Below are 2,613 nucleotides of genomic sequence, written 5' to 3' on the forward strand. Positions count from 1 at the left end.
GGCATCATCAAGCAGACCGGCGGCTTCATCTTCTGCGATTCCGAAGTCGGCAAAGGCCGGTGCCTTTGCCGACTTCCTTGGTGGTGAAGAAGGGTTCGAAAATCTTCTTCAGCACGTCGGGCGCGATGCCGCTGCCGGTGTCCTCGACTTCGACCACGACATAGTCCGCCGGGGCGAGTTCGCGGTAGGAAAAGGCCTTGCACTCCTCGGCGGTCACATTGCGGGTGCGCACGGTCAGATCGCCGCCCGCCGGCATAGCATCGCGCGCGTTGACCGCAAGGTTCACCACCACCTGTTCGAACTGCCCGATATCGACCTTGACCGGCCACAGGTCGCGGCCATGGTCGACCTTCAGCTTGATGTCGTTGCCGACAAGGCGGGCCAGCAGCATCCTGAGATCGGCGAGCACGTCGGTCAGGTTGAGCACTTCCGGCCGCAATGTCTGCTTGCGCGAGAAGGCCAGAAGCTGCCGCACCAGCGAAGCCGCCCGGTTGGCATTCTGCTTGATGTTCATGATGTCTGGGAAGGACGGGTCCGACGGGCGGTGATTGGTCAACAAAAGGTCGGACGCCATGATGATGGCGGTCAGCACATTGTTGAAATCATGCGCGATGCCGCCGGCAAGCTGGCCGACTGCCTGCATCTTCTGGCTTTGCGCCATCTGCCCTTCCAGCGCCTTCTGCTCCGTTGTCTCGACGGCGTAGACGATGGCCGACTCCTCGGCGCCCTCGCCGCCGGTGCCGTCAGCGACGGCGTTGACGTAGAAGCGGATGTGCCGTTCGTCGTTGCCGGGCAGAAGCGTGTCGATCGGCTCGATGTCGGCCTGCCGCTGCTGCGCTTTCTCGAAGGCAGCCGCGAAGGCCGGCCGGTCGCGTTCGTGGATTACCGTGTCGAGCCGCACGCGACGGTCGACGGCGTCGCGATCGACGACAGACGAAAACAACGACAAAAACGGCGCATTGGTGCGCAGGATGCGTCCGTTGTGGTCGACGCCGGCGATTGCCATCGGTGTCGAGTTGAAGAAGCGGGTGAAGCGCACTTCCGAAGCCCGCAAATCGGCAGAGGCATCCTCGCCTTGCGTGCGGTTGAGCACGATCGTGCGTGTCGGCCCATTCAATCCTTCGCGGCTGGCCGAAACGCGGTGCATGAAGCGCACCGGCAGCGCTTCGCCCGTCATGGTCGTCAAATCGAGATCGATCACCGCGTTGCGTGTGGTGCCGGGGTCGGCCTTGACCGAGCGGACCAGCGCCATGCCGTCGCCGGCCACGATCTCCGACAGAGACACGGCGCCGGGCGTGAAGCTGGTGAGGTCGATGCCCAGCCATTCGGCGAGCGTGGCGTTGATGTAGGTGACGCGGCCCTCCTGGTCGGCCGAAAAGAAGCCGGCCGGCGCGTGGTCGAGGTGATCGATCGCCTTCTGCAGATCGAGGAAGAAGCGCTCCTGCTCGGCCCGCTCCTGCGAGATGTCGGCAAGCTGCCAGGCCAGCATCGGCAGCCGCTGGCCCGGAACGCTGAAGGCGCGGGCGCGCGCGCGGTACCAGCGGGCGCCCGGCTCGGCACCGGGCCGAATGGACTGTGCGAGCCTAAACTCGCCGTCGCCCGGCTGGCCGTCGCGAAGGCCGGACGCCAGGCGATAGATCGTCACCGAGGCTTCGGGGACATCCGAGAGCAATCCCTCGACGGTCTTCAGGTCGGCAGCGGACGATGCTCCGGTCATATCCGCATAGGCGCGGTTGGCGTAGACGACGCGGCCCTTGGTGTCGGTGACGAGAAGCCCCTGCGACATCGAATCGACGAAGGATTTCGACAGTTCGTCGCCTGTCGAGCGTGGCGTGACCTGCACGAAGCCGATCGCCGTCGCGAACAGGAAGCCGACGCCGATCATCGCCAGCACGCCGAGCATGCCGAGCAGGAAAGGATCGCCGAGGCGCTCGCGGAAAAGACCGAAGACGATCGCGGCCCCCGTCAGAACGACGATGAAAATGATAAGCCGGGTAACCGCGCCCGGTCGCGTATTCTGGTCGACGATCGGTACCGGATAGAAATCGCCGCGCGCTTCCTTGGCCATGTGCCCCCTGCTCGTGAATTCCGGTGTTCCGACACCCGCCCCGTACCGGGTTGAATCACATTCTCCTAGTCCGGAAAAGGCCTGGGCGGCAAATGTCGGATAAAAATGATGTCTTCCGGCCTTCGGAGTTTTTCAAGCTGTTCAACAGCGTGAAACGCAACTTGCGGTGGCCCGCTGCAACGGTCTAGTGTCTTATCACTTCCAAGGGGCGATCAGGGGAAACCAATGCAATGGCTCGATAGCGTGGCAGGTCCCGGTTATGCCGCAGCATTGTTGTGGACGTTTGCAGCGCTCGTCCTGCTGGTCATCGTTCTCGTCATCGTCAAGCTGGTGCGCAACCTGACATTCGGAACCTTCGTCGCCGGCGGCCGGAACCGCAAGACGCGACTGGCCGTCATGGATGCCACCGCCGTCGACAGCCATCGCAGGTTGGTGCTGATACGCCGCGACGACATCGAACATCTGCTTCTGATCGGCGGTCCGACCGACGTCGTCGTCGAGCGCGATATCCGGCTTTCGGCGCCGCGCCGGCCGGCATTGACTGG

Annotated in this window: 2 pseudogenes; one reads left to right on the forward strand and one right to left on the reverse strand. The window is 63.8% G+C overall.

The features are described from left to right. Positions 1 to 52: 52 nt before the first annotated feature. Positions 53 to 2,068, reverse strand: a pseudogene (locus ENZ75_RS27960) (PAS domain-containing protein); the annotation flags it as partial. A gap of 225 nt (positions 2,069 to 2,293) precedes the next feature. Between ENZ75_RS27960 and ENZ75_RS27965 the strand changes: the two are divergent. After that, a pseudogene (locus ENZ75_RS27965) lies at positions 2,294 to 2,613 on the forward strand (flagellar biosynthetic protein FliO); the annotation flags it as partial.

This window comes from Mesorhizobium sp. M7A.F.Ca.CA.002.04.1.1 (assembly GCF_004022805.1).
Taxonomy (GTDB): Bacteria; Pseudomonadota; Alphaproteobacteria; order Rhizobiales; family Rhizobiaceae; genus Mesorhizobium; species Mesorhizobium ciceri.